The 25,931-nt window shown below is 70.7% G+C and carries 23 protein-coding genes; 6 read left to right on the top strand and 17 right to left on the bottom strand.

Annotated elements, in window-relative coordinates; all coding sequences use genetic code 11:
* Positions 1-31: 31 nt before the first annotated feature.
* Positions 32-1,549: a fumarate hydratase gene (locus ACQGNW_RS09840; protein WP_426662972.1), complete on the bottom strand. Its 1,518-nt coding sequence runs from the start codon at positions 1,547-1,549 to the stop codon at positions 32-34.
* A gap of 315 nt (positions 1,550-1,864) precedes the next feature.
* On the opposite strand from ACQGNW_RS09840, the gene ACQGNW_RS09835 reads away from it, so the two are divergent.
* The 3 genes from ACQGNW_RS09835 to ACQGNW_RS09825 all read left to right on the top strand — a co-directional run bounded on the left by ACQGNW_RS09835 (position 1,865) and on the right by ACQGNW_RS09825 (position 6,724).
* Positions 1,865-3,787 carry a S53 family peptidase gene (locus ACQGNW_RS09835; protein ID WP_426662971.1) on the top strand — a complete coding sequence of 641 codons (1,923 nt, stop codon included), beginning with the start codon at positions 1,865-1,867 and terminating at the stop codon, positions 3,785-3,787.
* A 136-nt stretch (positions 3,788-3,923) separates the two neighbouring features.
* Positions 3,924-4,457, top strand: coding sequence for a (2Fe-2S)-binding protein (locus ACQGNW_RS09830; protein WP_426662970.1), 534 nt, complete (start codon positions 3,924-3,926; stop codon positions 4,455-4,457).
* Positions 4,454-6,724, top strand: a complete 2,271-nt coding sequence (locus ACQGNW_RS09825) for a xanthine dehydrogenase family protein molybdopterin-binding subunit (RefSeq protein ID WP_426662969.1) — start codon at positions 4,454-4,456, stop codon at positions 6,722-6,724. Before ACQGNW_RS09830 ends, ACQGNW_RS09825 begins: the two co-directional genes overlap by 4 nt.
* 741 nt (positions 6,725-7,465) lie before the next feature.
* On the opposite strand, the gene ACQGNW_RS09820 is transcribed toward ACQGNW_RS09825, so the two are convergent.
* Genes ACQGNW_RS09820 through ACQGNW_RS09805 form a run of 4 tightly spaced genes read right to left on the bottom strand, consistent with a single transcriptional unit; the run spans position 7,466 to position 11,191 of the window.
* Complete coding sequence (locus ACQGNW_RS09820) at positions 7,466-7,747, bottom strand: hypothetical protein (RefSeq protein WP_426662968.1); 282 nt, start codon at positions 7,745-7,747, stop codon at positions 7,466-7,468.
* Between the two features lie 55 nt (positions 7,748-7,802).
* Positions 7,803-8,297 carry a GFA family protein gene (locus ACQGNW_RS09815; RefSeq protein ID WP_426662967.1) on the bottom strand — a complete coding sequence of 165 codons (495 nt, stop codon included), beginning with the start codon at positions 8,295-8,297 and terminating at the stop codon, positions 7,803-7,805.
* Positions 8,298-8,316: 19 nt separating this feature from the next.
* The gene (locus tag ACQGNW_RS09810; protein ID WP_426662966.1) at positions 8,317-10,281 is read right to left on the bottom strand and encodes a hypothetical protein; all 1,965 of its coding nucleotides are present in this window, start codon (positions 10,279-10,281) and stop codon (positions 8,317-8,319) included.
* A 22-nt stretch (positions 10,282-10,303) separates the two neighbouring features.
* Entirely contained in the window at positions 10,304-11,191 is an 888-nt protein-coding gene (locus tag ACQGNW_RS09805; protein WP_426662965.1) for a hypothetical protein, read from the bottom strand.
* 360 nt (positions 11,192-11,551) lie between these two features.
* Between ACQGNW_RS09805 and fusA the strand changes: the two genes are divergently transcribed.
* Complete coding sequence (gene fusA / locus ACQGNW_RS09800; protein ID WP_426662964.1) at positions 11,552-13,591, top strand: elongation factor G; 2,040 nt, start codon at positions 11,552-11,554, stop codon at positions 13,589-13,591.
* A 157-nt stretch (positions 13,592-13,748) separates the two neighbouring features.
* Here the strand turns inward: fusA and ACQGNW_RS09795 are convergent, their stop codons facing one another.
* From ACQGNW_RS09795 to ACQGNW_RS09740, 12 genes are all read right to left on the bottom strand, one after another.
* Positions 13,749-14,126 carry a hypothetical protein gene (locus tag ACQGNW_RS09795; RefSeq protein ID WP_426662963.1) on the bottom strand — a complete coding sequence of 126 codons (378 nt, stop codon included), beginning with the start codon at positions 14,124-14,126 and terminating at the stop codon, positions 13,749-13,751.
* Positions 14,127-14,226: 100 nt separating this feature from the next.
* Positions 14,227-14,613 carry a VOC family protein gene (locus ACQGNW_RS09790; protein WP_426662962.1) on the bottom strand — a complete coding sequence of 129 codons (387 nt, stop codon included), beginning with the start codon at positions 14,611-14,613 and terminating at the stop codon, positions 14,227-14,229.
* A gap of 45 nt (positions 14,614-14,658) precedes the next feature.
* Positions 14,659-15,216 carry a hypothetical protein gene (locus ACQGNW_RS09785; protein WP_426662961.1) on the bottom strand — a complete coding sequence of 186 codons (558 nt, stop codon included), beginning with the start codon at positions 15,214-15,216 and terminating at the stop codon, positions 14,659-14,661.
* Positions 15,217-15,295: 79 nt separating this feature from the next.
* The gene (locus ACQGNW_RS09780) at positions 15,296-15,496 is read right to left on the bottom strand and encodes a hypothetical protein (protein WP_426662960.1); all 201 of its coding nucleotides are present in this window, start codon (positions 15,494-15,496) and stop codon (positions 15,296-15,298) included.
* 283 nt (positions 15,497-15,779) lie between these two features.
* Complete coding sequence (locus ACQGNW_RS09775) at positions 15,780-17,087, bottom strand: DUF58 domain-containing protein (RefSeq protein WP_426662959.1); 1,308 nt, start codon at positions 17,085-17,087, stop codon at positions 15,780-15,782.
* Positions 17,084-18,097 carry an AAA family ATPase gene (locus ACQGNW_RS09770; protein ID WP_426662958.1) on the bottom strand — a complete coding sequence of 338 codons (1,014 nt, stop codon included), beginning with the start codon at positions 18,095-18,097 and terminating at the stop codon, positions 17,084-17,086. The genes ACQGNW_RS09775 and ACQGNW_RS09770 overlap by 4 nt, the downstream gene beginning before the upstream one ends.
* Positions 18,094-19,191, bottom strand: a complete 1,098-nt coding sequence (locus ACQGNW_RS09765; protein WP_426662957.1) for a DUF4350 domain-containing protein — start codon at positions 19,189-19,191, stop codon at positions 18,094-18,096. Before ACQGNW_RS09765 ends, ACQGNW_RS09770 begins: the two co-directional genes overlap by 4 nt.
* Entirely contained in the window at positions 19,188-20,681 is a 1,494-nt protein-coding gene (locus ACQGNW_RS09760) for a DUF4129 domain-containing protein (protein WP_426662956.1), read from the bottom strand. The genes ACQGNW_RS09765 and ACQGNW_RS09760 overlap by 4 nt, the downstream gene beginning before the upstream one ends.
* Entirely contained in the window at positions 20,671-21,648 is a 978-nt protein-coding gene (locus ACQGNW_RS09755; protein ID WP_426662955.1) for a stage II sporulation protein M, read from the bottom strand. Before ACQGNW_RS09755 ends, ACQGNW_RS09760 begins: the two co-directional genes overlap by 11 nt.
* Complete coding sequence (locus ACQGNW_RS09750; RefSeq protein ID WP_426662954.1) at positions 21,645-22,325, bottom strand: RDD family protein; 681 nt, start codon at positions 22,323-22,325, stop codon at positions 21,645-21,647. The genes ACQGNW_RS09755 and ACQGNW_RS09750 overlap by 4 nt, the downstream gene beginning before the upstream one ends.
* Positions 22,325-22,846: an RDD family protein gene (locus ACQGNW_RS09745; protein WP_426662953.1), complete on the bottom strand. Its 522-nt coding sequence runs from the start codon at positions 22,844-22,846 to the stop codon at positions 22,325-22,327. Before ACQGNW_RS09745 ends, ACQGNW_RS09750 begins: the two co-directional genes overlap by 1 nt.
* 137 nt (positions 22,847-22,983) lie before the next feature.
* Positions 22,984-23,451, bottom strand: coding sequence for an SET domain-containing protein (locus ACQGNW_RS09740; RefSeq protein ID WP_426662952.1), 468 nt, complete (start codon positions 23,449-23,451; stop codon positions 22,984-22,986).
* 122 nt (positions 23,452-23,573) lie between these two features.
* Here ACQGNW_RS09740 and ACQGNW_RS09735 point away from each other — a divergent pair, with 122 nt between their 5' ends.
* A complete protein-coding gene (locus ACQGNW_RS09735; RefSeq protein ID WP_426662951.1) occupies positions 23,574-24,056 on the top strand; it encodes a hypothetical protein in 483 nt (160 codons plus the stop codon).
* A gap of 34 nt (positions 24,057-24,090) precedes the next feature.
* On the top strand, positions 24,091-25,866 hold the full coding sequence (locus ACQGNW_RS09730; RefSeq protein ID WP_426662950.1) for an acyl-CoA dehydrogenase C-terminal domain-containing protein: 1,776 nt from the start codon (positions 24,091-24,093) through the stop codon (positions 25,864-25,866).
* Positions 25,867-25,931 lie beyond the last annotated feature (65 nt).

Below are 25,931 nucleotides of genomic sequence, written 5' to 3'. Positions count from 1 at the left end.
CGTCCCGGCGGGGAGAGGAAGCAAAGCGGTGTTACACCAGGACCACGGGGATCTTGCCGATCTTCGTGCGCCACTCCGTCGGCCCGGTCTGGTGCACCGAGGTGCCGGCGCTGTCCACCGCCACGGTGACCGGCATGTCCTTCACCTCGAACTCGTAGATCGCCTCCATGCCCAGGTCCTCGAAGGCCAGCACCTTCGAGGCCTTGATCGCCTTGGACACCAGATAGGCGGCACCGCCCACCGCCATCAGGTAGACGGAGCGGTGCTTCCTGATCGCCTCGATGGCCGCGGGGCCGCGCTCGGCCTTGCCGACCATGCCGAGCAGGCCGGTCTGCGCCAGCACCTGTTCGGTGAACTTGTCCATGCGGGTGGCGGTGGTGGGGCCGGCGGGGCCGACCACCTCGTCGCGCACCGGATCGACCGGGCCCACGTAGTAGATGAAGCGCCCGTTGAAATCCACCGGCAGCGGCTCGCCCCTGTCGAGCATCTCCACCATGCGCTTGTGCGCGGCGTCGCGGCCGGTCAGCAGCTTGCCGTTGAGCAGCAGCACCTCGCCCGGCTTGAAGCTGGCGACTTCTTCGCGGGTGATGGTGTCCAGGTTCACGCGGCGCGCGTTGGCCGGGTTGTAGGTGAGCCTGGGCCAGTGCTCCAGCGAGGGCGGATCGAGCGCCACCGGGCCGGAGCCGTCGAGGGTGAAGTGCGCGTGGCGGGTGGCGGCGCAGTTCGGGATCATCGCCACCGGCAGGTTCGCCGCGTGGGTGGGGTAGTCCTTGATCTTCACGTCGAGCACGGTGGTGAGGCCACCCAGGCCCTGCGCGCCGATGCCGAGCGCGTTGACCTTCTCGTACAGCTCGATGCGCAGCTCCTCGATGCGGTTGCTGGGGCCGCGCGCGATCAGCTCCTGGATGTCGATGTGCTCCATCAGCGACTCCTTCGCCAGCAGCATCGCCTTCTCCGCGGTGCCGCCGATGCCGATGCCGAGCATGCCCGGCGGGCACCAGCCGGCGCCCATGGTCGGCACGGTCTTCAGCACCCAGTCCACGATGGAGTCGGAGGGGTTCAGCATCACGAACTTCGACTTCGCCTCCGAGCCGCCGCCCTTGGCCGCCACGATCACCTCCACGGTGTCGCCCGGCACCACCGACACGTTCACCACCGATGGCGTGTTGTCCCTGGTGTTGATGCGCCTGCCGGCCGGATCGGCCAGCACGCTGGCGCGCAGCCTGTTGTCCGGGTGCAGGTAGGCGCGGCGCACGCCCTCGTTGACCATCTCCTCCACGCCCATGGTGGCGTCGTCCCAGCGCACGTTCATGCCGATCTTCAGGAACACGGTGACGATGCCGGTGTCCTGGCACAGCGGGCGGTGCCCCTCGGCGGCCATGCGCGAGTTGATCAGGATCTGCGCCATCGCGTCCTTCGCGGCGGGCGACTCCTCGCGCTCGTACGCGGCGGCGAGGCTCCGGATGTAATCGACCGGGTGGTAGTAGCTGATGTACTGCAGGGCATCGGCGACGGACTGGATCAGGTCGGCTTGCTTGATGGCGGTCATGGCGTTGGCTTTGGCGTGGACGAGGAGCGCCGCGGCGGTGAACCGGCGGCGCCAACCGCCTATTGTGCCGCAGCCCGCTCGCGCCCCCAAGCCGCAGCCGGGTTTCCTGCGAGCACTACCGGCGGCCCGACCGGCGCAGTAGGCTCGCCGGGCGGCGCAACGCCAGTCGTCAGGGGAGACCGACGACGTCGCTTGGGGAAACCCGGATTCCACCGCTCGTCTCGACGAAACGCCCGCGCGGATCGTGCGTAAGGCGCCGCAACGACGCCGCACCGCCCGCGCATGCCCGAATCTTTGCCATCAGGAGGAAGCGCAATGTTCGTGAAGCTGCAACGCAAATCACTGGCCGGCTGCCTCGCCCTGCTGCTTGCAGGCGCGGGCGGCACGGCACTGGCCGCCGACGTGCGGCCGAGCATCGACATGGGCGTGGCCACGTCCGCCCGGCCCGTGCACGTCACGCTGTTGCTGAAGCTGCGCAACGCGGCGGCGCTGCAGGATTACATCCGGCAGACCATCACGCCCGGCAGCGCGCATTACCGCCGCTTCCTCAGCACCGGCGAGTTCGCCAGCCGCTACGGCGCCAGCGACGCCGACATCGCTCGGGTGCAGGCGTTCCTGCGCCGGCACGGTCTGGGCGGCCAGGTGCTGGCCAGCCACCTGGCGATCGAGACCAGCGGCACGCTGGCCCAGTTCGGCGCGATCTTCCACGCGCCGATCCACGATTACGTCGCGCCCGACAGCGGCCGGCACTTCCATCGCCCGGCCACCGCACCGCAGATGCCGGCCGCGCTGGCCGGCAGCGTGATCTTCGCCAGCGGCCTCAGCAACGAGCGGCAGTTCCTGTCGCACCGCATCCGCGCACCTCAGCTGCCGGCCACGCCGCAGCCGGCGCTCACGCTGAAGGCGCTGAGCAAGACCACCAGCGGCAACCCCACCGCCACCGGCCAGCCGGGCAACTACACCGTGGGCGACGTGGCTGACTTGTACAACATCAATCCCCTGTACCAGCACGGCATCAACGGCAAGGGCTCGACGGTGGCGATCGTGACCCTGTCGAACTTCTACCCGGCCGACGCGCAGACCTACTGGGACACCATCGGCCTGGCCACCAAGCCGAACCGCATCACCCAGGTCCACGTGGACGGCGGCGGCGCCATCGACGGCGGCAGCGGCGAGACCGCGCTGGACGTGGAGCAGTCCGGCGGCATCGCGCCCGATGCGGACATCATCGTGTACGACGCGCCGAACGCCGGCAACGGCTTCATCGACGCGTTCGCGCAGGCGGTCGCCGACAACAAGGCGGACAGCATCTCCACCAGCTGGGGCCTGCCGGAGATCTACAACTTCGCCGCGCTGAACACGCCCGGCGCCAGCGTCACCGACACCACCGACGTGGGCGACCTGCGCGCGTTCCACCAGATCCTGATGGAGGCCGCCGCGCAGGGGCAGTCGGTGTTCGCCGCCTCCGGCGACTCGGGCGCCTACGACACCGTGCGCAGCCTGGGCACCGGCACCGGACCCGGCGAGTTCAGCGCGCCGCTGACGGTGGACTCGCCCGCCTCCGATCCGTACATCACCGCGGCCGGCGGCACCACCGTGCCGTACACTTACAGCTTCTTCGGCGGCCCGAGCGCCTCGCTCTCGCAGGAAAGCGTGTGGGGCTGGGACTACCTGCAGACCTACCTCGACGCCAATCATCCGATCACGGGCGGCTGGCGTGCCCGGCTGTTCTCGGTCGGCGGCGGCGGCGGCGTCAGCGTGTACTGGCACGAACCGTCCTACCAGTGGCTCACCCGCGGCGTCCGCCGCAGCGAGCGCAAGCAGTCGCTGGTCTACAACGATCCCGCGGCAGGTCCCACCCCGCTGCTCGATCTGCCCGCCAATTTCCGCGGCCGCAACGTGCCGGACATCTCGCTGAACGCCGATCCGGAAACCGGCTACGTGGTGGTGTCCACGTCCGACGGCGGCGTGGTCTCGGAGGGCGGCACCAGCTTCGTGGCGCCGCAGCTCAACGGCATCAGCGCCCTGCTCGCGCAGAGCACGGGGCACCGCGTCGGCTTCTGGAATCCGCAGGTGTACCTGCTGCAGAACATCTTCGGCTACGGCCCGTGGTCGGCCTTCCACAGCGTGGATGCGGGCGACAACTGGTTCTACTCCGGTGCGCCGAACTACGCCCCGGGCGCCGGCATCGGCACGCTCGACGTGGCCAACCTCAACCTGTTCCTGGGCGGCCGCTGAGGTTCCGCCGCAACGGCTTCACCCGGACGACGGCCGCGCAGGCGGCCGTCGTCCCCCGCCGACCGTTCAGCGCCGCGCATTCCTATGCCGGCCGCGGCAATGCCACAATGCGCGGATACGATTGAGGAGATCCCGCATGGCGCCAGCCCAAGCCCACGGTGTGCCGCTCGCGGCGGACAGCGGCGCCGCGCCCGCGGCGCACGACGGCATCGCGGTCGAGGTCAACGGCGAACGCTTCGTCCATGCCGGCGATCCGCAGATGCCGCTGCTGTGGTACCTGCGCGACGTGCTGTGGCTCACTGGCACCAAGTACGGCGGCGCGCACGGCGGGAACGGCGCCGACCTGGTGCTGGTGAACGGCAAGCCGGTCTCCGCGATCACGCAGCCGATGGCGAAGCTCGACGGCAAGCGCATCACCACGGTGGAGGGCCTCGCCGCCATCGACGGCACCCTGCATCCGCTGCAGCAGGCCTTCATCGACGAGGACGCGATCGGCTGCGGCTACTGCACGCCGGGCTGGCTGATCGCGGGCTGCGAGCTGCTGCAGCGCAAGCCGCAGCCCACCGACGCCGACATCGACCAGCTGCCCAACACCTGCCGCTGCGGCTGCCAGACCCGCGTGCGCGCCGCGATCAAGCGCGCCGCCGCCGGCAAGGCGGGCCAGGCATGAGCGCGCGCACGTCGACCGGCATCCGGCTGTCGCGCCGGCGCTTCCTGCAGATCCTCGCCGGCACCGCCGGCGCGCTGGTGGTCGGCGTGCGCATGGCGCATGCCGACGAGTCGCCGCTGCCGCCGGAGTGGCTGGGCAACCATTTCCACGAACTGGGCGCCTACGTGCGCATCGACGCCGAGGGCAACGTGCTGATCGGCGCGCGCGACCCCGACACCGGCACCGGTGTCGCCACGTCGCTGCCGATGATCATCGCCGACGAGCTGGACGCCGACTGGAACCGCGTCAGCGTGGTGCAGCTGGGCCTCGGCGTGGCGGCCGGCGCCGATGGCCAGCCGCAGTGGACCTATGGCCGCCAGCGCGGCGGCACCGGCGATTCCATCCCCGCCGCCTGGGCCGACCTGCGCCAGGCCGGCGCGCTAGCGCGCTGGCTGCTCACCCAGGCCGCCGCGCGCCGGCTCGGCGTGGCCGCGGACCGCCTGCGCTGCGAGGCCGGCACGGTGATCGCGCCCGACGGCCGCCGCGTCACCTACGGCAGCCTGGTCGACGACGCCAGCAAGCTCGACCTGCCGAAGCAGGCGCCGACGCCGAAGCCACCCGAGCGCTACACGCTGATCGGCAAGCCGGTGGGCGACACCGACGCGCACGCCATCGTCACCGGCCAGGCGAAGTACGCGATCGACCACCACGAGGCCGAGGCACTGGTCGCCGTGCTGCTGCACTGTCCGTGGCCGGACGGCACGCTGGCGCGCATCGACACCGCGCCCGCGCTCGCGGTGAAGGGCGTGGTCAAGGTGATGCAGCTCAAGCCCGAGCCCGGCCAGCCGCCGGGGCAGACCGTGATCGCACCCGCGGTGGCGGTGCTCGCCGAGAACACCTGGGCGGCGCTCCAGGGCCGCGACCAGCTCAAGCTGGAATGGAAGCCCGGCGCCAGCGCCGCCGCCAGCAGCGGCGCGCTGGAACAGCAGGCCACCGCCCTGCTCGACGGCCAGGCCGCGCCCACCACGCGGGTGCGCGACGACGGCGACGTGGAGAAGGCCGGCAAGCACGCCGCCCGCCGCTTCGAGGCCAGCTACTACCAGCCGTGGCTGGCACACGCCTGTCCGGAGCCGATGAACTGCCTCGCGCGCATCGACAAGGACCGCGCCCAGCTCGTGGTGCCCAGCCAGGCGCCGCAGCAGGCCTGGGCCGTGGTGCAGCGCCTCACCGGCCTCGCCCCCGGCCAGATCGAGATCCGCGTGCCGCGCGTGGGTGGCGGCTACGGCCGTCGGCTCGACCATGACTACGTGGCCGAGGCGGTGATGCTGGCCAAGGCGGCGAACAGGCCCGTGCGCCTGCTGTGGACGCGCGAGCAGGACTTTGCCCACGACTTCTACCGCTCCGCCAGCGTGCACAAGATCAGCGCGATCATCGACCGCAAGCGCAACGTGATCGCCTGGAACCAGCGCCTCGCCAGCGCCTCCGCGCTCGGCGGCCGCGGCGTCCCCGCGGACCGGCTGTGGAGCTCGGAGGTGCTGCCCGACCAGCTGCCCGCCGGGCTGGTGCCGAACTACCGCAGCGACTGGTACGCGCTGGAATCCGCCCTGCCGCGCGGCCCGCACCGCGCGATGCCGCACCTCGCCAACGCGTTCGCGGCGGAAAGCTTCGTCGACGAGATCGCGCACCAGCTGCGCGAGGACCCGCTGAAGACCCGCCTGCGCCTGCTCGGCGAACCGCGCACGATCGCGCTGAAGAACGGCGGCACGCTCGACACCGGCCGCCTGCGCAACGTGCTGCAGCTGGTCGCCGACCGCATCGGGTGGAAGAACTGGCTGCGCAGCGTCAACGGCCTCGGCATCGCCTGCTGGCACATGGACGGCGCCTACGTGGCGCATGCCGTCGAGACCTCGCTGCAGGGCGACAAGCTCGGTATCGCCCGCGTCGTCTGCGCGGTGGACGTGGGCCGCGTGATCAACCCGCTCGGCCTCGAGGGCCAGGTCGCCGGCGCCACGCTGGACGCACTGTCCACCGCGCTCAACCTCGCCATCACCTACAAGGACGGGCAGATCCAGCAGCGCGACTGGAAGGACTATCCCCTGGCCAGCATGGCCCAGCTGCCCGACAAGGTGGAGGTGATCGTCGTCCCCGACGACAACCGCCCACCCCTCGGCGCCAGCTTCCTCGCCATGCCCACCGCCGCCCCCGCGCTCGCCAACTCGGTGTTCCGCGTCAGCGCGGTGCGCGTGCGTCGGCTGCCGCTGATGAAGGAATTTTTGCGATTGTCGTAGCTGGATGGGGGCGCTGTCGCGACTCGGAGCGCCTGCGGGTTTTGTTTGCGCTCGACGCGAGGGATGGTGGTCGGTTGCCGCGAGGGACAGCAAGACGGTTTTGGGCGCCTGCCGCTTGGGACAAAGCGGTTTCGAGCGCCTGCCGGCGCCCGAGTTACCTCTCTTTGCTGGCCCACGCCGCCGCAGGAGCTGCGGCGAACGGCGAAGCCGGCCCGAAGGGCGAAGGGCGGGATGCCCGGAGTCAAGAGAAGTAACCAAGAGAGAATGGCCTGATTCAATCCGCCGAAACTACAAGCCGGTTGTGTCGAGGTTTTGGGAGCCACTCCCGCCTGCGCGATAGACGGAGTGGCCACGCCGCGCCGTATCTGGGGACTGAGGGCATAAAGACTTAAACCCTCGCGGCGCCTAGCGCCGCCTTGGCTCCGCTCTGGCCGTTGCCGTGGCTTTTGCGCGCCGGAAGCGCGCTGCTTTTCCGGGGCCCCTGGGCGGCGGTGAGGCGGGGACGAGGAGGCCGCGCAGCGGGCGAGTCCAGGGAGGGACTCGCCTTTTCGCGCGGGCACGATGCCCGCTCCAAAAGCCCGGCACCGCCTCACGCACTCGCAGGGCAGGATGCCCGCAGAGCGCCAACCGGGGTGGCCTTCCCTTTTGGTTACTTTTCTCTTGGCCACGCAAGAGAAAAGTAACTCGGGTGCCGGCAGGCGCACGAAAGCCCGCCGCAGGCGAGCCATCCCGCCGATGCGCTCATCTTGCCCCAAGCCACGAAACGATTAGCGCGACTGGGACAAAGAGCAGCCATATCGCACCAAGCACCCTGCCCACCGTGGTCCGCTGCCGCATTCCTTCATCCATCAACAGTCGACTGAAGAACACGGCATTGAGCTGGTTGCCCATGCTGAGCCGCTCGTAGTCCGGGTGTTGTTTGTCGAAGTAGCGCGACGAGAAAATCACGAACCTCGCCGCGAAAAAGAACACGATGAACTCGGTGAGGAACATCGTCAGCACAAACACGGTCGATATCTGCATGCTGCCTCGCCCAATCATTGATTGCCATGCGTCGGATTGCCCACGACAGCCACCACTAGCCACCTCTTGAAGCCCGCAGTACCCGCCACCGCGCCAGGCTGGCCGCCGGCCAATGGCTCTCCCTGTCGTAATACTCCGCCATCGCCGGCACGCCAGGAGGCAACCGGACCCATGGTTGCTTCGAGGCGGTGAAGATGTGGATGTCAGGCGGGAAGCGGTCGGGGTCGTCCAGCGTGCCCACGCGCACGAAGCTGACCGCGTCGCCGGCGCCGCTGTAATGGCTCCACAGGGCAACGCGGCAATGCGGGCAGCGCGCGATCTGCTGGCCACGGCCGCTGCTGGACGGCGTCGGCACCCGCTCGGGCTCGCCGCCCAGCAGCAGCACGCGGTCCGCCTCGACCATCGCGTTGAGCGCGAAGGCACTCCCGGTTTCGCGCTGGCACCAGCGGCAATGGCAGCAGTGCACGAACAGCGGCGTGGCGGTCATGCGGTAACGCACCGCGCGGCAGTCGCAGCCACCGTCGAAGACATCCACGGATGTATCGCCCATCGTCACTCCCTCCGCCTGATCAATGGAACTGGTCGCTGGCCGGTACCCAAGAGCTAGACGACGCGGCGGGCACGTAGCGCTTCACCACCGGCTCGGTCGGCGGGCAGCCGGGCGGCGGCGGCCCCCCGGCGACGCGCGCCTCCGCGCACTGCACGCTGTTGTCCAGCACCACGCGCGCCGGTGTCGCCGCGCTGGCGGCCGGTGCGGGCGGCGGCACGCCGGGCACGCTGCCGCCGGCCACGGCCGGCAGGTTGAGCCGGTCGTAGACCTTCGGCGCCGCAGCGGCGGGCGGCGAGTCGGCGTCGCCGCAGCCCAGCAGCGCCACCGGCACCAGCGGCATCACCTTGCACTTGATGCGGATGCCGCGCGGCAGATGGAAGGTGTGCTGCAGCGTGGTCTTTTCCGCGGCGTGGCGCAGCGCGGTGTCCACCGAGCTCTCGCCATCGGGCGTCCAGTACGGATCGAAGCGCGTGGCCTTGTAGCTGATGCCGTTGATCTTGTGGCGCATCACCGTGGTGTCGCCGGTGGGCTTGAGCTGGACGTATTCCGGCACGCCGCGCGGCTCGTTGCCCGACGGCTGCGCGCCGGCACCGGCTGCACCGGCCCCGGCGCCCGGCTGCGTCCCCGCGCGCTCGCCCTTGCCGGCGGCGCCCGCGGTGGCATGGCCCAGGCCGTGCGACTCCGGCGGTCCGTTGCCGTGCACGGTGGCCGTCTCCGCGGCGCTGGTCGTGCCCTGCGGTTCACCGGGGCGGGCGTAGTCGCTGCCCTGCGGCCTGGCGTTCGGCGCGGTGCTGACGTCCGGCGCCGCGGTTTCGTCCGGCTTGCCGACGGGCGCGCTTGCGGCGCTTGCCGCCGCGGACTCCGCTGCCGACGCATTCGACGCGCCCGTCGCCGCCGTCGCGCCCTGCGCGGGCGACAGGGCCACCGGCGCAGGCTGGCTGATCCGGGTGAGCGCCTGCTCGCTGGCGATCCGGATCGTGACCGCGGACGACGGCGTCACGCTGGGCGCGGCCGGCGCCGCCAACGGGATCGCGGCGAGCGGCTGCTCCGGCGCCGGAAGCGGCGCGGGGGCCTGCACCTCCGGCAGATGCCGCGGTGCGGCCGGTGCGGGCGCGTTCAACCGCGCCTGCAGGTTCACCTGCGGTGCGGCCTGCGCCGGCAGGGGCACGGCCTGCAGTTCGGGCGCAGGCGGTGCCGCGGGCAGGTCCACGTGTACCGGCTGCGTGATGGCCGGCGCCACCGTGGTCGGCGCCACGCGATCCAGCGCCACGCTGGGCGGCGCGATCGCGGGCGGCGCCTGCGGCGGCAGCCTGGGCATGGCCAGCGACGGTGGTGGCGGCATCGGCTGGTTGCCTTCGAGCTGCGGCGCGCGCACGGGCTGCGGCTGGAATTTCGGCGGCACCGGCGGCTGCAGCGTGGGTGTCGACAGGCTCACCGGCGGCGGCTGGTTCGCCACCGGCACCGGCTGCAGCTGCGGCACCGGTGCCGGCTGCGGCAGGCTGGGCGGCGGCACCGGTGCCGCGACCGCCTTGGCAGGCCTGGCCGCCACCGCGTGCGCGGCGACGGCGGGCGACGTCGGGGCCCTGCGCGCGGCGGAAGCCGCCGCGACACGGCGCACGGCGGGATTCGCCGCGTGGCCCTGGTGCGCCGGCCCCACCCGGCGCGGCGGCTCGCCCTTCGGCGGCGGCGGCGGCGCGAGGTCGGGCAGTTCGATGAAGCGCGCCTGCAGCTTGGCCGGCGGCCCCTCGCGCGGCGGCGGCGGTTCCCAGGCCGGCCCCAGGATGAAGGCGAACAGGAAGAACAGGTGCACCAGCAGGCTGCCCACGACGGCCAGCACGCGCCGCCACAGCACGCGCGGCTGCTCGTTGCGTCGCGCACGCTGGATGCGCAGGCGCGCGGAGGCGGCCAGCGGCGAGCTCAGCAGTACCTGCGCCGGCCGCTGGGGGGACGGGCGCGGCGCGTTCGGGTCCGTGGGCAGCGGCATGCGGCGAGTGTAGCGGGCAAGTTCACTGCCCCGCCGGCTGCCTGGCCTGCCGCGCGCGCTGCCCGCGGAGCTCCTCGTCCACCGCCCGGATCGGCGTGTCGGCGGGACAGCCGCTGGCGAGCGGCTTGCCGGCGCGGTACAGCGCGATGCACTCGGACAGCGGCGGCGGCTTCGGCGCGCTCGGGTTCGGCGCCAGCGGTGCCGGCGCCATGTTCAGGCGCACGTCGCCGTCCTTCGGCGATGGCGGTGGCGGCGGGTCGCCGCCGCAACCGCCGGCCAGCATCGCAAGCGCGACCGCGCAATGGATGCGGAGGCCTGGAAGCGGATGGAAGGTGTGCTTCACCGTGGTCTTGTCCACCGCCTTCTGCAGCACGTCGTCGATCGCATTGGTGGTGCCGTTGCCCCAGTCCTTGTCGAAGCGGGTGGCCTGGTATTTCACCGGGCTGTCGTGCCGCATGATCCGCGTGTCGCCCTGCGGCAGGCGCTGCACGTATTCGGGCGCGGGCGCGCTACCGGTGGCGGCCGGCAGGATCGCCTGCCCGTTGCGGTCGAACAGCCGCGGTGGCGCCACGCTGGCGGCCGACGCGGGCAGCTGCACGCTGAGCGCGTTCTTCGCCGCGGGTTCGGCGGCATGCCGCGACGGCCTGCGCGGCGGCGGCGGCGACGGTACCGGTGGCGGCGGCGCCTGTGCGGCCGGAGCGCTGGCGGCGGGAATGAACCGCACCTCGAGCACGCCGGTGACCGGCGCAACCGGCTCCCCGCGCGACGGCGGCGGACGCATCGCCCACCACACCATCAGCGCGAACAGCAGGTGCAGCAGCACCACGACGGCCAGCACCAGCCACGCCAGCCGGTAGCCGCGCGGCGGCTCGCGCCAGCGCAGCTGGCGCAGGCGCGCGAGGGTCGCCATGTCGAGCGCGAGCGTGCCGTCCCGGTCGGGGCCGGGCGGCGGCGTGGCGCGGGTTGCGGCCTGCGTGCGGTGGACGATGGGAGTGCCTTTGCGCCGGGAAAATGGAGAAGTATGGACGGCGCTGATTGAACCGTATCCCCAAGACCACGGCACGTGGCGGCGGTTCCCGCCGCGCCGCGCCGCCAGCGTTGACGCGAGGCTAACCCCGCCGCGACGTACCATCGCCCGACTCACCCGCCATGACCGCCCCCGCGTCCGCGCCCGGACGACCATGACGGCCCGCCAGTCGCCACGCGCGGCTTTCGTGCGGCGCCGCTCATGCCACACGATCCCGTGCCTTCAACAGAGGAGGGTCGCATCGTGTCCTACAACACGGAAAGCATCCGCAACATCGCGCTCGCCGGCCATGCCGGCAGCGGCAAGACCACGCTGTTCGAGGCCTTGCTGCACGCCGGCGGCGTGATCCAGGCGCAGGGTTCGGTGGAGCGCGGTACCACGCAGTCGGACACCGACGCGCAGGAGAAGGCGCGCGGCCATTCCATCGACAGCTGCATCGCCGGCATCGACCGCGGCGGCTGCCACATCAACCTGATCGACACCGCCGGCTACGACGACTTCCGCGGCGGCACGCTCTCCGCCTTCGCCGCGGTGGAAACCGTGATGGTGGTGGTGAACGCCGTCAACGGCATCGAGCACGGCACCCGCCGCATGATGGAGCACGCGCGCTCGCGCGGCCTCGCCCGCGTGCTGGTGGTCAACAAGATCGATTTCGAGGGTGCCCGCCTCGGCGCGCTGGTGGAGGCGCTGCGCGAGGAGTTCGGCCCCGAGTGCCTGCCGGTGAACCTGCCCGCGCAGGGCGGCAAGCAGGTGCTGGACTGCTTCTTCCACACCGAGGGCGCCACCGACTTCTCCTCGCTGGCCACGGCGCACCAGCACATCCTCGACCAGGTGGTGGAGATCAACGAGGCCACCATGGGCGCCTACCTCGACAACGGCGAAGCCGCGCTGACCCGCGAGCAGCTGCACGACGCGTTCGAGCAATGCCTGCGCGAAGGGCACCTGGTGCCGATCTGCTTCGTCAGCGCGCGCAGCGGCGCCGGCGTGGCCGAGCTGCTGGACATCGCCGAGCGCCTGCTGCCGAATCCCGCGGAAGGCAACCCGCCGCCCTTCGTCAACGGCGAGGGCGAGGCGATCACCGTCAACGCGGACCCGGCGCAGCACGTGATCGCCGACGTGTTCAAGATCGTCAACGACCCCTTCGTCGGCAAGCTCGGCATCTTCCGCGTGTGGCAGGGCACGGTGCGCCGCGACGCGCAGCTGCTGGTCGACGACGGCCGCAAGCCGTTCCGCGTGGGCCACCTGTTTCGGCTCAACGCGAAGAACCACGTGGAGATCGAGCAGGCGGTGCCCGGCGACATCGCCGCGGTGGCCAAGGTGGAGGAGATCCACTACGACGCGGTGCTGCACGACGCGCACGAGGAGGACCGCATCCACCTCGCGCCGATGCGCTTCCCGCAGCCGATGTTCGGCCTTGCGCTGGAGCCGAAGCACAAGGGCCAAGAGCAGAAGCTGGCGAACGCGCTGGCGCGGCTGGCCGAGGAAGACCCCTGCCTGCGCATGGAACACCACAAGGAACTCAACGAGACCGTGCTACGCGGCCTCTCCGAGCTGCACCTCAAGGTGACGCTGGAACGCATGCGCGAACGCTACGGCGTGGAAGTCGTCACCCACCCGCCGCGCATCGCCTACCGCGAGACCATCGCCGCGCAGGCCGAAGGCCACCACCGCCACAAGAAGCAGACCGGCGGCGCCGGCCAGTTCGGCGAGGTGTTCCTGCGCGTGGAGCCGCTGGAGCGCGGCGCCGGCTTCGAGTTCGTCGACGCGGTGAAGGGCGGCGTGATCCCCGGCACCTTCCTGCCCGCGATCGAGAAGGGCGTGCGCCAGGCAATGGAACGCGGCGCGGTGGCCGGCTACCCGCTGCAGGACCTGCGCGTCACCGTGTACGACGGCAAGTACCACCCGGTCGACTCCAAGGAAGTGGCCTTCGTCAGCGCGGGCAAGAAGGCCTTCCTCGACGCCGTGGGCAAGGCGCGCCCCATCGTGCTGGAACCGATCGTGGACGTGGAGGTGTCGATCCCCGAGAGCGACGTGGGCGACGTCACCGGCGGCCTCGCCGGCAAGCGCGCGCGCATCCTCGGCACCGACAGCCGGCGCGGCGGCGAACTGATGATCCGCGCCCAGGCCCCGCTGGCCGAACTCATCGACTACCCCACCGAACTCAAGGCCATGACCGGCGGTCGCGGTCGCTACAGCCTGGACTTGAGCCACTACGAACCGGTACCGGCGCCCGTGCAGAAGCAGCTCAGCGAGGCGTGGAAGCCGAAGCTTGAAGAGGACTAGCGGTCCATGGATGGACCGCTCGCGACTCAAGCGCCCTGGCGCTTGAGTCGGCGGAGCCGGGCCGTGGCCCGGCGAGTCGAAAGCGGGCAGGACAGCCCGCTTTCGACATCAGGCACGCGCTCTTGCTTGAGTTCGACCCTGAGCGGCGGCCCTGCACCTAGTAATCCCGAGCCCCCAGCAACCCCACCGAGTACCCCGCCTTGCGCAGCCGCGAGGTGGCCTTGGAACTCAGCACGAGCAGCTCGATCAGTCCCACCAGCGGAATGAGCATCAGCACCAGCAGCACGATCCGCCACCCCATCGGATACTCCAGGCCGCGGGCGATCTTGTAGATGCCGACCCACGACATGACGAGGCAGGCCAGGAAGGCAAGCGCGGCGATGGGACCGACCGCGGCGCGCAACGCGGCGGCGAGGAAGTACAGCAGGATCGCGTAGATCACCAGCTTTTGGCCGGACGCCACGTCGCCCAGCGACGAGCTCGGCTTTTCCCGGTCTTCCACCACGGCACCCGGACTCTGATACGGATTTTCCATGACTCCCCCTGATCGGTTTTGAATGACGTGCGGGCAGGCGCAACACCCTGCCCCGACTTGCCCGCAATGGGCTTGCTCGTGCCGCTCCCCTCGCTCCGGCTCACCGGCCGGCCGGCGGCTCCCACAGCTCCGCCTTGTTGCCTTCCGGGTCGATGACCCAGCCGAACTTGCCGAATTCCGACTCGTCGACCTTGTCGACCACGTTGCAGCCTTCGCTGCGCAGGGCAGCCAACAAGGCGTGCAGATCGGCCACCCGGTAATTCACCATGAAAGGCGCTTGGCTGGGCGCGAAGTAGTCCGTGTCGGCCGCGAACGGATTCCACGCCGTCGTCCCGGTGCCGGAGGGGTTGTCAGGCGACGCCCAGCAGAACGCCGCTCCGCCCCACGCCTCGACCGGGACGCCCAGGTGGACCCGGTACCACTCGGCCAGGGCCTTCGGGTCCCTGGCCTTGAAGAAGATGCCGCCAATGCCTGTTACTCGTTTCATGCCGGCCTCCAACCAAGATGCGCTTATTCAATCCCCTTTGTCGCACTAAGGCGCTTTTAGGGCTTCCACCCAATAACCGGCCCGCGGGTCCACGGAAGCGTCAAGAACCATGCCGGCATGTTGTGCAAAGGACTCAAGGACATCTATGGGCGCGTGACTTGGAACTGAGGGCGCCGCCATTGCGTCTCTCAACGCTCGAAACAAGTCGACACTCAAGAATACATCACGATCTTCCTCCGTGACACCCTCATTAAGACTGTGGGCGAGGCGATTCCGAATTTTGTTTAAGCGACGAATGCCGGGGATGAGATAAGCAACGGCCCGATCATTTCGGTCAATCAGATCGACTTTTTGCGCAAAAGACAGGCGAGCATCATCAACATCACCGAGGCTCGGATTGTGCAGCTGTAGATATCGCCCCAAATAATACTCGACAAACAGGTGCGATCTAAGAATCAGGCCCATTAACGCAGAATCTTGATTCCACCTCAAATTTAGTTCTGCGACTTGGGCATCTGTATGCGCAAGAAACGCTGCTCGACCTCCGTGAAGTGCGATGACTTTTGCCGCAACCGCATCAGGGGCGAGCCGATAAATGGACATGAGTTCTACGCCTGAGTTAAGCGGACGCCGGAGGCGTCCGCTTTGAACGATTGTTATGCAGCAACGTCACGCACTCAGGTTACTTCTTTGCCGCAGCCTTCTTTGCTTCTACCAAGGCGATACGGAGTTCCTTCTTCTCAGCATCCTTTACCTTACCCTTCAATTTTTCCGCTGCGAGACTCCCCTTTAATGCTGCAACTTGGGCTATCAGTCGCTCCTCACGGGGCGAGTGGTTCTTGCTTCCAGGCCTGCGGCCATTTGCACCTTTCGTAGTTGCCATAAATCTCCCCTTGTTGACGAGTTACGAACTTTGGACCATCGAGTCCGTTGGCTTTACCACCTAATTCAGATTCGCTTGTTAAATGAAACCTAATCCCACAGCCAACCCAAGAAAATCGAGCCGAAGCCAAGAAAAGCTTTCTGATGCAAATCAATGCCCACCTGATCGCACCGCCTAATCTCACCATCTAATCTCGCAGCCTTTACCGATGATGGCCACCGCGCAACGATACTCTCACCCAAAGCCCACGGCGCAAGCTAAGGACACTTGTGTCCCCGCCCCCTCACAACCGATTCCCCCGCTTGATCGCCAGATACCTCTCGATCAACGCCCCCGACAACTCGCTGCACCGCACATCCAGCACATTCACCCCCTCCCGCCGCAGCGTCTCGTGCACCCGCTCGCGTTCGGCGAGGTAGTGCATCGCGGAGGCGCTGCGGATGGCGGTTTCCAGTTCGGCGCCGGTGTCGTGGGCGGCATCGTCCAGCGCCTGTTCGCGCAGGCTGGCCAGCACCACCAGGTGCTGGCGGGAGAGCAGGCCCAGGGCCATGCGCAGCTCCTTGTCGTCCTCGTCGCGCACGTTGGTGACCACGATCACCAGGGCGCGGCGGCGCTGGTGGGCCTGCAGCGCGCCGGCGGCGGCGAGGTAGTCGGTGGCCAGCGGCTGCGCGTGCAGGTCGTAGCCAGCGGCGAGCAGGTGGTCCATGCCGCCGCTGCCCTGCTGCGGCGGCAGCCAGCGTTGCTGCTGGCCGAGGCAGGCCATGAGGCCCACGGCGTCGCCTTCGCGCAGCGCGATGCCGGCCAGCGCCAGCGAGGCGTTGAGCACGTGGTCGAAGTGCGCCAGCGGGCCGTCCTGCGCCAGCATGCGGCGGCCGCAGTCGAGCATCAGGATTACCTGCTGGTTGCGCTCCTCGCGGTATTCGCGCGAGATCAGCCGGTGGCTGCGCGCGGTGGCCTTCCAGTCGATCCTGCGCAGGCTGTCGCCCACACGATAGTCGCGCAGTTCCTGGAACTCGGTGCCTTCGCCGCGGCGCCGTTGCAGGCGCGCGCCCACGCTGCGCGAGGCGAGCTCCACGCTGAGCCCGGCCAGTTCGGCGAGCACGGCGAAGTTCGGGTACACGCGCGTGGAGGACGGCTCGCCCAGCACGCGCCGCGCGTGCCACAGCCGCCACGGCGACGGCAGCAGCGCGTGGCAGCCGCCGAAGTGGAACTGGCCGCGCGCGTCGGGCGTGGTGGCGTAGTCCAGCCGCAGCGCGCCGCCGGGCGGCAGCGCCACGCGGCGCGGCATGCCGCGCACCGCCCAACCGCCGGGATGCAGGTCGTGCACGCGCAGCGACTGACGGCGGCGCGTCGGATTGCGCAGGTGCAGCGCCACCGTCGCCTCCGGTCCCAGCGGCAGCACCGGCGCCAGCTCGCGGTGCAACTCGGGCGAGGCGGTGCGGCGCAGGCGCCAGGCGTCGAGCATGCCCAGCACGGCGAGCACGGCGCCGAAGGCGGACCATGCCGACAGCGGCAGCCGGCCGAGGCTGGCCGCCGCGCCGAGCACGGTCCAGGCCAGCAGCAGCCACAGCAGTAGCGGTGCGGGCCTCATTGCTTGGGCGCGGCCACCTTGTGCAGCAGCGCGCCCAGCACGTCGTCCGCGCGCTGGCGTTCCAGCAGCGCCTCCGGCGCCAGCAGCAGGCGATGGCGCAGGGCCGGCAGCACCACCGAGCGCACGTCGTCGGGCACCACGAAATCGCGGCCATCGAGCGCGGCGTGCGCGCGCGCCAGCCGCGCCAGCGCCAGGCCGCCGCGCGGGCCGGCGCCGCCGATCACGCCCGGCCACTCGCGCGTGGCGCGCACGATGCGCACGGCGTAGTCGGTCACCGCCGCGTCCATGCGGATCGCGGCCACGCCGCGCTGCATAGCCAGCAGGCCGGCCTGGTCAACCACCTGGCCCACGTTCGAGACGTCGAGGTCGGCGGCCACCTTGCCGTCCACCACCGCGGCCACCATGCGGCGCTCGTCCTCCAGGCCGGGATAGCCGATCAGCACCTTGACCAGGAAGCGGTCGAGCTGCGCCTCGGGCAGCGCGTAGGTGCCCTCCTGCTCGATCGGGTTCTGCGTGGCCACCACCATGAACGGCGCGGGCAGCGGCAGGCGGCGGCCCTCGATGGTGGCCTGCCCTTCCTGCATCGCTTCCAGCAGCGCCGCCTGTGTCTTCGCCGGCGCGCGGTTGATCTCGTCGGCCAGCAGCAGGTTGGCGAACACCGGGCCGCGGCGAATGCGGAAGGCCTCGGTCTTGGGGTCGTACACCGCGTGGCCGGTGACGTCGGCCGGCATCAGGTCGGGGGTGAACTGGATGCGCCCGAAACTGCAGCCCACCGCCGCGGTCAGCGCGCGCACCAGCAGGGTCTTGCCCAGCCCGGGCACGCCCTCCACCAGTACGTGGCCGGCGGCCAGCAGGGCCAGCAGCGCCTGCTCGAACACCTCGGGCTGGCCGATGAAGGCGCGCCCCACCTGGTCGCGCAGGGCGCGGGCGCGCTCGCCCAGTTGTTCGACCGGCATCGGCACCGGGACGGCCGGCGCGGCGGCCGGGGCGGCGAGGGTTTCGGTGGTCATGGGCGGCTCCTGAGTCGCGCCAGGGTGATGAGGGAGGCGCGGAACGCCTGCGCGTTCGCGGGTGACTGGAAGGCCTGCGCGACCTGTGCGGCGTCGAGTCCGCCGCGTTCGGCGAGGCGCTGGTACAGGGCCTCCCCGTTGAGACGCACGCAGGCGGGATCGCGCCGGCGCAGCCGCGCCAGCACGGCCTCGCAGGCCAGCTGGTGCAGGCTGCGGCCGCCGTCGCGGCGGTAGAGGAATTCGCCGGCCGCCTGCACGTGTTCGAGCAGCGCGCGGCGATGCGGCGTGGGCGCGGGCAGCAGCGGGCCGAGGCGCGCGCTGCGCATCGCCATCCACGCCGCCAGCAGCAGGGCCAGCGCCAGCAGGGCGGGCCAGCCCCGCGTCGCCAGCAACTGCAGGAACGGCTGGCCGTCCAGCGCATAGACCAGGTAGATCTGGCCCTGGCCGCGGTTCGGCGCCAGCAGGCGCCAGGCGAAGCGTTGCGCCTCGACCTGCTTCAGCTGCAGCCGTTCGAGCGGCACGAAGCTGGCGAGCAGGCTGACGTGGCCGCGGCCGACGGCGACGCGCGCAAACAGATAGCCGTCATCCGCGTTGCCGATCGCAGCATCCGCCGCCTGCGCGGCCGCCGGCTTCAGCCGGAAGCGCAGGCCGCACAGGCTGGCAGCCTTCGGCGCGTCGCCGAGGCGGCTGCAGGCGAAGCCGGTCGGGTGCGGATCGAGCAGGCCCAGCGCCACGACCACCGGCGCGCGCGCGCCGGCGCCGGGCGCCAGCAGCAGATGGCCGCCCTGCCGCACCCAGCTGGCCAGCCGCGCGGCGGTTTCCGCATCGATGCGCCCCGCGTCGGCGCCGACCAGCACGGTGTCGCCGGGCTGCAGCGGCACCTGGGCCGGATCCAGCGTGGTCAGCGACGCCGCCGGTTCGCCCATGTTCCGCAGCACCTGCTCCAGCGCGAAGAACGGGTTGCTCAGCGCCATGCCGCGGGGCGGGGTCGGCTCCACCACGTCGCGCCGCTCGAAGGTGGCGAGGAACACGCCCGCGAGCAGCCCCGCGCCCAGCAGCACCAGCACGGCGACGAGCAGGCCGCGATGCTTCATGCGGCGCCTCCGTCCCAGCCGGCGAGCAACTGCTCGAACGCGACCTGGTCGGGATAGCGGCCGGCGTAGGCGGCGAACTGCCAGGTGCGCACGATCGCGGTGGCGCGCTGCGTGCGTACCGGATCGCCCAATGCGGCGGCGTGGCGCAGCCAGTCCGCCTCGGTGGCCTCGAGCGCGAACGGCAACTGCAGCTGCTGCGCGATGCGCTCCGCGCAGCCGCGGTAGAGCAGCGCCAGCGCCTCGCGCCGGCGCTGCGCCTGCCACAGCGTGCGGGCGGCGCCAGCTACGTCCCGCGGCAGCGCCTCGGGCGTCTCGTCCACCGTCATCGACAGCTTCGCCCCGGACGGCGGCGGCGGCGACTCCTCGCGCAAGCCGCCGCGCCAGCGCCACGCAAACCACGCCAGCGCGGCCACCACCGTCGCCAGCACCAGCCACAGCAGAAGATTGAACACGCCGGACAGCAGCCGCAGCGGCGCCATGCCCGTGTTGACCGGCTGCCGTGCGGGCTGGCTGTACTTCAATTCCCAGCGGCGCACGTGCCGTTCGCCGCCGAAACGCGGATCGCGATACACCTGCGCCGCGGCCGCCGCGAAACGCTCGTCGCCCTCGTCCAGCGGCTGGCGGAACACCTGCTGCGGCGTGTTCACCGGCGCCGCCTTTGGCGCGGGCGTCGCAGCATGGCCGGCCAGTGGCAGGCCCAGGCACAGCAGCAGGCACAGCACCCGGCCCAGGTCCTGCAGGCGCGCGCGCAGGCGGCGGAACGCGAGGTCGATGTCCCAGGCCTCCAGCTCGGTACGCCGGTTGAGGTACAGCGCGAAACCGCAGGCCACGTACAGCGGCTCGATCACGCTCATCGCAAGGTAGTCCACGGCGGACGCCGCCAGCGTCCAGGCGGTGGCGGCACCGCGCACGTCGTGGCGGAAAAAACTGGCGAACGAGACGGGCCGCCATTCCTGCGGCAGCAGCCACAGCGCCAGCAGCCAGACGCTGAGGAACAGCACCAGCTCGAACTGCAGGCAGCCCCAGGTGAGCAGGCTGGCCTCGCCCACCAGCTTGCGGCGCAGCACCTTCCAGCGCGCGGCGCGCTGCCGGCGCGGCGCGCCTTCGAGCAGTTCCAGCGGCAGGCGCAGCGCGCGGTGGCTGTCCACGCGCAGCCAGCTGAGCCCGGCCACGGTCGGCCCCCACGGCAGCGCGCGCTGGCCGCGCAGGGTCTCGCGCCAGCGCGGCGCACGGTCGAACACGGCGCGCGAGAGCACGTACAGCGGCCCCCGGTCGAACAGCGGCTTCAGCCACCACACCAGCAGCAGGCCCAGCCACGGCAGGCCCAGCAGCACACCCAGCGCGTTGCACAGCACGAACACCGGCAGGGTGAACGCGAACCACGCCGACCACACCGCGCCGGCGTTCGCGCGCAGCATCGCGGCACCCAGGTCGAGCGCTTCGCGCGATTCGCGCGGGCGCAGCACCACGCTGATCCGCTCAAGCTCCATGCCGCCCCGCCCTGCCGCCGAAACCCAGCCAGCCCAGCACCAGCAGCCAGGCCAGCGCGGCGCTGCCGAAGCGCAGCGCATCGGGCAGCGACGCCTGCGACGACCAGTACGCCTCGATGCACGCCGCCGCCACCAGCATCGCGAACGCGCCCAGCGCCAGCTTCGCGCCGATCCAGCCGGCCTCCACCAGCGCCGGTCCGCGCCGCCGGCGGCCGGGCGCGAGCAGGGTCAGCCCCAGCTGCAGGCCGGCGCCGCCGGCGATCACCAGCGCACTCAGCTCGAACGCCGAATGCGTCGCCACGAAGCGCCAGAACGGCCCACCGTAGCCGATCGCGGTGAGATGGCCGGCCACACCGCCGATGAGGATGCCGTTGGCGCCCAGCACGTAGACCGCACCCACGCCGAACAGCAGGCCGGAGGCGAACGTGCGGAAGGCGATGCCGACGTTGTTGAACACGTAGAAGCCGAACATCTGCAGGTTGGTGCCGCTGCTGCGGCCCAGGTGCGGGTTGGCCGGGTCGTACATGCGCTCGAACTGCGCCAGCCGCGCGCTGCTGAACAGCACGTGCGCCAGTTCCGGATGCACCTGCAGCCAGGCCAGCAGCAGCAGCGCCGGCACGTAGAACAGCGCCGCCGCCAGCGCCATGCAGCGCCACTGCGAGCGCACCAGGCGCGGAAACTCGGCGACCAGGAAGGCGGCCGCGCGATGCCAGCGCGGCGGCGGCGGGCGGTACAGCACGCGGTGCCCGCGCTGCACCAGCAGCTGCAGCCGCTCGGTCACCTCGTGGCTGTAGCCGCGTCCGCGCGCCAGCGCGAGGTGATGGCAGACGCGCCGGTACGCGGCCGGGAAATCCAGCGCCTGCTCGCGGCGCATGCCGCGCTTCGGCTGGCGGTCGAGTTCGCCCAGCCAGGCCTGCAGGCCGTCCCACTCCTGCGCGTGCATGGCCACGAAGCGCTCCTGTTTCACGGGCGCCCCAGCAGGCCGTTGGCGTAGCCGAGCAGGCGTCTCACCGCGGCGGTGTCGCGGCAGCCGGTCAGCGGTTCCAGCAGGTTCGCCAGTTCCTCCTGGCGCTGCGGAGTGAGCCGCTCGGCACGTTCGGCGAAGTCCACCAGCGCCGCCTGCTCCCCGGGCGCCAGCGACACGGGCAAGGGTTGCGCCGGCGCGGCCGGCACCTGGTGGCCGACCGACGGCTCCTTCGCGTGCACCACCAGCGTGCCCGCCACCACGTCGCCGAGCCGACGCGCGCAGGGATCGACCAGGGTGCTGGCCAGGCCCACGCCGTACACGCCCGGCAACGCATCCACCACGCGCAGCAGGTTGCGCGTCACCGACGGCAGCCAGGTCACCGGCGTGCCGTCCAGGTTGACCACGCGCAGGCCCAGCGCCCGCTTGCCCAGGCTCTGCCCGTCCAGCCACAGCTCGCAGACCACCCAGTACACCCACAGCAGGGCGAACATCGCCAGCAGCGCCAGTCCGCGGCCGCCGGTGCCGAGCAGCCCCAGCGGGATCATCGCCAGCATCAGCAGCACGAGGCGGATGATGGTGTCGATCATCCAGGCCTGCGCGCGCGGCAGCGGGCCGGCCGCACGCAGGCGCAGCGAGATGCCCTCGGGCGTCTCGATCTCGCGGACGGAGTCCAGCATCAAACGTCGACGACGATGGTGTCGGCGATCAGGTCATGCAGGCAGCGCCGTTCCTTGCCGAAGATCAGCAGCGGGTCGATCAGGCCGACAAAACGCCCCACCAGCGGGATCGCGGCGAGCAGCGCGACCGGCACCACGCGCAGGAAGATGTAGCGCAGCAGCGTGATCGGGCTGCCGTCGCTGCGCACCACGGCCATGTCCAGCACGCGCTTGCCGATGGTCTGGCCACTGCGATGGATCATCACGCAGTTGACCACGAACAGGCCGAGCATCAGCAGGAAGCCGAGGAAGATCAGCATGCCGCTGGTTTGCGGCATCGGAAGCTGCTCGCGCGTCGCGCTGATGCGCATCTCGAATGCCCACACGAACAGGCCGGCCCAGGGCAGGTTGGTCAGGCCATCGATGACCGCCGCGCCGAGGCGCTTGCCGCGGCCGGCCTTGCGGCTTTCCAGATCGTCGGCGTGACCGCCGCCCACATCCTCCACCACCGCGGCTGGCGCGGCATACGGATTGCTTTCCATCGTCATCCCCTGTTGCAGTCCCTGGCCGCCCGTCCCCATGCCGGGCGTCGCGCGAGTATAGGGGTGCCTTTCGCCGGCTGGCTAGCCGGCGCGGCGGGGAGCGTTCGCGTGGCGGGAAGGCCGCCGCCGGCGGGCCGTCAGCGCTTGGGCCTGAGCAGCGTGCCGGTACAGTTGGGGGCGCCGCACAGGCACTTCCACAGCTTCTTCAGGCGCGCGGTGTGCGGCACGTCGAGGGTGATGCCGTAGTCGTAGGTGAGTTCCTCGCCCGGCTTGATGGCGCGGATCGCCTCGATCAGCACCTTGTCGTGGCGCGGGTTGCCGTCGGCGCTTTCCTCCACCACCGCGCGGCAGTTCGGCGCGCAGCTGTGGTTGATCCAGCGCGCGGTGTTGCCCTTGCGGTTGGCGTCGATGATGTAGTCGTCGTTGAGCGTGAACAGGAAGGTGTGCCCGGTTTCGCCGCCGTCGCCGTACATCTCGTCGGCCTCGGCGTGGCTCATCAGCGTGCCCTTGTACTGGATGATTTCCTCGCCCTTCCGGATCGGGGCGGCGGCGAACACGCCGTTGCCGTGGATGGGGGAGCGGCGGGCGACGATGCGACGGGTCATGGCGTTCTGCGTGGAGAGGGAACGCAACATGATGCCCGCAGTCCATGACGCTGAAAACCTCCCGGCATTGACGCGCGCGCCGGCGACGGGTCAAGATTCAAACAATCGTTTGAGGTGCATCCATGAAACGACTGCTCCGCTGCCTCGTCCTCGTCGCCCTCGCCGCCGGCCTGGCGGCCTGCGGCCCGCCGCGCAAGAGCGTGTTCCCGCCCACGTTGTCCGTGCAGCAGCTGCAGGTGCTGCCGAACGGCCTGTGGCGCCTCACCCTGCGCATCCAGAACAACAGCTACGGCGAGATGGACTTCAAGTCGCTGGACGGCCAGCTGCAGGTCGCCGCGCTGATCCCGGTGCGGCTGCACGCCACCTTCGAGCGCGACATCCCCGCCTTCGCCGGCGACACGCTGCCGCTGGACGTGCTGCCCACGCCGGAGATGGCCAAGGCGCTCGCGGCGGTGGAAGCCAAAGGCAGCGCCGGCTCGCTGGCCTACCGCATCAGCGGCCGCACCAGCGCGAAGCCCGAGCAGGAAAAGCAGCCGCGCGACTTCGACTTCAACGGCCACGACTGGCTGTCGCCGGTGCCCGGCATCGCCCACACCTTCCGCTGATCCCTTCACCTTTTCGCAGTCCAAGAGGCAACCCATGACCATCTACAAGGCCCCGCTCGACGACCAACGCTTCGCCCTGTTCGACCTGCTCGACGCCGAGGCGACCCTCACCCGGCTGCAGGGCGGCGCCGAGCACGGCCGCGATGTCATGGACGCGGTGCTGGAGGAAGCCGGCAAGCTCGCCGAACAGGTGCTGGCGCCCACCAACGCGCCGGGCGACGCCGAGGGCTGCCACTACGACAAGGCCACGCACACGGTGACCACGCCGAAGGGCTTCAAGGAAGCGTTCAAGGCGTTCGCCGACGGCGGCTGGGCCGGCCTCACCGCGAAGGAGGAATTCGGCGGCCAGGCGCTGCCGGGCGTGCTGGGCATCGCGACCACCGAGCTGTTCCAGAGCGGCAACCTGTCGTGGAGCCTGTACCCGCTGCTGTCCGAGGGCGCCTGCCACGCGATGGAGCTGCACGGCACCGCCGAGCAGCAGCACACCTACATGAAGCCCATCGTGGCGGGCCGCTGGACCGGCACCATGTGCCTCACCGAGCCGCAGGCCGGTTCCGACCTCGGCCTTCTGAAGACGCGCGCCGAGCCGAACGCCGACGGCAGCTACGCCATCACCGGCACCAAGATCTTCATCAGCGCGGGCGAGCACGACCTCGCCGAGAACATCGTGCACCTGGTGCTGGCGCGGCTGCCCGACGCGCCGGCCGGCAGCCGCGGCATCTCGATGTTCATCGTGCCGAAGTTCCTGGTGAACGCGGACGGCTCGCCGGGCGAACGCAACAGCGCCTACGCCGGCGCGATCGAGCACAAGATGGGCATCAAAGGCTCGGCCACCTGCGTGATGAATTTCGACGGCGCCAGGGGCTGGCTGATCGGCCAGCCGCACAAGGGCCTGGCCGCGATGTTCACCATGATGAATGCCGCGCGCCTGTCGGTGGGCGTGCAGGGCCTCGCACTCGCCGAGCGCGCGTACCAGAACAGCCTCAACTACGCGCGCGAGCGCCTGCAGGGCCGCGCGCTGTCCGGCGCGAAGTTCCCCGACAAGCCCGCCGACAACCTGCTGGTGCAGCCCGACGTGCGCCGCATGCTGCTCACCCAGCGCGCCTTCGTGGAAGGCTCGCGCGCCCTCCTCTACTACACCGCGCTGCAGACCGACATCGAAGCGCGCGGCGCCGACGAGGCCAGCCGGCAGCGGGCCGGTGAACTGGTGGCCTTCCTGATCCCGATCGCCAAGGGCGTGGTGACGGAACTGGCGCAGGAGTGCACCAAGGAAGCGCTGCAGGTGTACGGTGGGCACGGCTTCATCGGCGAGAACGGCATGGAGCAGTTCGTGCGCGACGCGCGCATCATCACGCTGTACGAAGGCACCACCGGCATCCAGGCCGCCGACCTGCTGGGCCGCAAGATCCTCCAGCTGCAGGGCGTGGGCTTCCGGCACTTCGCCGCCGAGATCGGCGCATTCTGCAAGGCGCACGCAGGCGACGCGAAGCTCGCCGCGTACGTCGCGCCGCTGGGCGCCGCGCTGAAACAGTGGGGCGATCTCACGCTCGCGCTGGCGCAACGCGTGCAGGCCAACCCGGAGGAACTGGGCGCCGCCGCGACGGATTACCTGTGGTACTCGGGCTACGTCACGCTGGCCTACTTCCAGGCGCGCAGCGTGGCCGCCGCCGAGGCCAGCGCGCAATCCGAGGCGTTCAAGCAGGCCAAGCGCGACACCGCCGCGTTCTACTTCGCGCGCATCCTGCCGCGCACGCTGATGCACAAGGCGGCGATCGAGGCCGGCGTGGCCACGCTGCCCGACATCGCCTGAGCACGGCCCGCACCGGCGTCGAAGCGAAGCCCGGCGATCGCCGGGCTTCGTTTTTCACGCGGCGC

The sequence above is a fragment of the Rhodanobacter aciditrophus genome (assembly GCF_050026795.1).
Classification (GTDB): Bacteria; Pseudomonadota; Gammaproteobacteria; order Xanthomonadales; family Rhodanobacteraceae; genus Rhodanobacter_A.
The sequence above is the reverse complement of the archived record's forward strand: the minus strand, read 5'-3'. Positions and strand labels throughout refer to the sequence as shown.